The 3,352-nt window shown below is 36.2% G+C and carries 4 protein-coding genes; all 4 read right to left on the bottom strand.

Annotated elements, in window-relative coordinates; genetic code table 11:
- Window positions 1-96 (bottom strand): GTP-binding protein (locus tag L8D11_RS04340; RefSeq protein ID WP_236870450.1); only part of this gene is annotated, 96 nt, incomplete at its 3' end.
- 17 nt (window positions 97-113) lie between these two features.
- The gene (fusA, locus tag L8D11_RS04335; RefSeq protein WP_236870449.1) at window positions 114-2,207 is read right to left on the bottom strand and encodes an elongation factor G; all 2,094 of its coding nucleotides are present in this window, start codon (window positions 2,205-2,207) and stop codon (window positions 114-116) included.
- 2 nt (window positions 2,208-2,209) lie between these two features.
- Window positions 2,210-2,683, bottom strand: a complete 474-nt coding sequence (rpsG, locus tag L8D11_RS04330) for a 30S ribosomal protein S7 (RefSeq protein WP_236870448.1) — start codon at window positions 2,681-2,683, stop codon at window positions 2,210-2,212.
- Between the two features lie 5 nt (window positions 2,684-2,688).
- The gene (gene rpsL, locus L8D11_RS04325; protein ID WP_236870447.1) at window positions 2,689-3,063 is read right to left on the bottom strand and encodes a 30S ribosomal protein S12; all 375 of its coding nucleotides are present in this window, start codon (window positions 3,061-3,063) and stop codon (window positions 2,689-2,691) included.
- Between the last annotated feature and the right edge of the window lie 289 nt (window positions 3,064-3,352).

Here is a 3,352-nt window from a genome sequence, read left to right as displayed (position 1 = left end):
TATCGCCGCCGTTAACGTCGTCTTCCCATGGTCCACATGCCCTATCGTCCCTGTGTTTACGTGCGGTTTAGTTCTCTCAAATTTTCCTTCTGCCATTTTTTCGTTCTCCTTTTTTATTTTTCTTGGTTAATAATTTCGTTTGCAATATGCTGAGAAACTCTTTCATAGTTAGCAAATTGCATACTATATTGAGCTCTACCTTGAGTCATAGATCTCAAAGTATTAACATAGCCAAACATTGTCGCTAAAGGAACTTTAGCTCTAATAACTTGCGCATTACCCCTTGGCTCCATACCTAGAACCTGTCCACGAATACTATTTAAATGCCCTATAACATCTCCAATATAATCATCTGGAGTGATAACTTCAACATCCATAATTGGCTCTAGCAAAACCGGCGACGCCTTTTTCATACCTTCTCTAAACGCAGCTTTGGCTGCAATCTCAAATGCTAAAGCACTAGAATCAACATCATGATACGCTCCATCAAGCAAAGTGGCCTTAAAATCTATAAGCGGATACCCCGCAAGAACACCAGTCTTACTAATTTGCTCTATACCCTTTTCAACCGCTGGGATATATTCTTTAGGTATATTACCACCAATAATCTTGTTAACAAATTGATAACCATCGCCTGGCTCAGCTTTTTCAAACAAAATTTTAACTCTGGCAAATTGACCAGCACCACCTGATTGCTTCTTATGAGTATAATCAATTTCATAAGAACCACCAATAGTCTCTCTATAAGCAACTTGAGGAGCACCAATATTGGCATCAACTTTAAACTCTCTCTTCATTCTATCAACTATAATTTCTAAATGAAGCTCTCCCATACCAGCAAGCTTTGTCTGATTTGTTTCAGAATCAGTACTTACTCTTAAAGAAGGATCTTCAGCAACTAATCTAGCTATTGCTACCGACATTTTCTCTTGATCTTGCGTAGTTTTTGGCTCTATCGCGACTTCAATGACTGGCTCAGGAAATTCCATTTTTTCCAAAATTATATCATTACCTATCTCACAAAGAGTATCGCCAGTAGTTGTAGCCTTCAATCCAGCAATAGCAACTATATCACCAGAAAAACACTCTTTCACATCTTCTCTATTATTTGCATGCATTAACAACATACGTCCAACACGCTCTTTTTTATCCTTGGTGGTATTTTGCACGGTAACACCAGATTTTAGCATACCTGAATAGATTCTAACAAATGTTAATGTACCAACAAATGGATCGTTCATAACTTTAAAAGCAAGCGCACATAACTTACTACTATCTGAAGGCCTAACTTCAACTTCTTCATCATTTGATACTTTCATCCCTTTTGCAGCATGAATATCCACAGGACTTGGAAGATAATCAACCACTGCATCCAATAAAGGTTGCACGCCCTTATTTTTAAAAGCTGAACCACAAAAAACTGGTATAAACAAACCCTTTAAAACGCCTTTACGAACACAAATCCTAATTTCTTCTATAGTTAAGCTTTTGCCCGACAAATATTTTTCCATCAATTCATCGTCAGACTCTACTACAAGCTCAATTAGACCAGCTCTATACTCTTCAGCCTTATCCTTCAAATCATCCGGAATTTCACCATATTCATACTCTGCTCCCAATTTATCATCTTTCCATGTTATAGATTGATTTGATATCAAATCCACAACCCCTAAAAACTCATCTTCTGCACCAATTGGCAATTGCATGACTGCAGGTTTAGCACCTAATCTGTTGACTATCATATCAACACATCTATAAAAATCAGCTCCAGTCCTATCCATTTTATTAACAAAGCACATTCTTGGAACGTTATATTTATCGGCTTGTCTCCATACCGTTTCTGATTGCGGCTCAACACCTGCAACTCCATCAAAAACAGCTATAGCACCATCAAGAACTCTTAACGACCTCTCTACTTCAATTGTAAAATCTACGTGACCTGGAGTATCAATGATGTTAATCCTACATTGATGACCACTTTTACTTTTCCAAAAACAAGTAGTAGCAGCAGAGGTTATTGTTATACCACGCTCCTGCTCCTGCTCCATCCAATCCATAGTAGCATTACCTTCATGAACCTCACCTATCTTATGAGATTTACCAGTATAATAAAGTATCCTTTCCGTAGTGGTAGTCTTTCCAGCGTCAATGTGCGCCATTATACCAATATTTCTGTAATCTTCTATCTTAGTTTCTCTATTACTCATGATTACCACCTATAATGAGAAAATGCCTTATTAGATTCAGCCATTTTATGAGTATCTTCTTTTTTCTTGTATGCCATTCCCTTTTTATTATAGGCATCCACAAGCTCACCAGAAAGTCTATGAACCATAGTTTTCTCAGACTTTCTTGATCTCGCAGCATTTGCGAGCCACTTCAAAGCTAAAGATAATGATCTGGAAGACCTAACTTCCATAGGAACTTGATAAGTTGCTCCACCAACTCTTCTTGATTTCACCTCTATTGCGGGCCTTAAATTATCCACAATTTCTTCAAAAGCTTCAATTGGCTCCTTCTTTACTTTATTAGAAAGATTTTCAATAGCTTCATAAACAATTTTTTCAGCTTTTGATTTTTTGCCGTCATACATTAAATAATTTATGAACTTCGCAATTACTACGCTTTTGTAATTTGCATCAGGAGTAACACTCTTTATTTCTGCAGCTCTACGTCTTGACATATTATTTACGATTTAGGTTTTTTTGTTCCATATTTAGACCTACACTGCTTCCTCTTTTGAACACCTTGAGTATCTAAAGCACCTCTAATCGTGTGATACCTAACGCCTGGCAAATCTTTTACTCTACCACCTCTAATCAATATCACAGAGTGCTCTTGAAGATTATGACCTTCACCAGGTATATAACTAGTTACTTCATATCCATTAGTAAGCTTTACTCTGGCAACCTTTCTCATAGCTGAGTTCGGCTTTCTTGGAGTAGTAGTATACACCCTAGCACAAACACCTCTTTTTTGAGGACAACCTTGCAAAGCTGGAACCTTATTCTTAGGCACCTTAGATTTCCTAGGATTTCTAACTAATTGACTTATCGTTGGCATTACAAATATTTATAAAATTAAAACAATGTGGTCAGCAGATAATATTTATAACTTCCCATCTAGTCAAGTGATTTTTATGCCAAACCCAATATTCATTTAATTAACAATGTGCTTTCAATAAAAACTTATTTTTTTTTGTTATTTATAATAACAAAAATTACTAGGCATTGCTAAACAAATATAGCATACAATTGAGAAAGCTGATATGATATGCACAATAACACAAATAAGGTTAGTATATGTCAGAAATAATATGTTGCAAATGCAGAGAAAGTAATTATTACAGATC

Source organism: Candidatus Bandiella numerosa, assembly GCF_021811875.1.
GTDB lineage: Bacteria > Pseudomonadota > Alphaproteobacteria > Rickettsiales > Midichloriaceae > Aquirickettsia > Aquirickettsia numerosa_A.
The sequence above is the reverse complement of the archived record's forward strand: the minus strand, read 5'-3'. Positions and strand labels throughout refer to the sequence as shown.

Excerpts from the sequence above, each read along its gene's own strand:
- fusA (WP_236870449.1), bottom strand. The coding sequence starts at position 2,207 with ATGAGTAATAGAGAAACTAAGATAGAAGATTACAGAAATATTGGTATA.
- rpsG (WP_236870448.1), bottom strand. The coding sequence starts at position 2,683 with ATGTCAAGACGTAGAGCTGCAGAAATAAAGAGTGTTACTCCTGATGCA.
- rpsL (WP_236870447.1), bottom strand. The coding sequence starts at position 3,063 with ATGCCAACGATAAGTCAATTAGTTAGAAATCCTAGGAAATCTAAGGTG.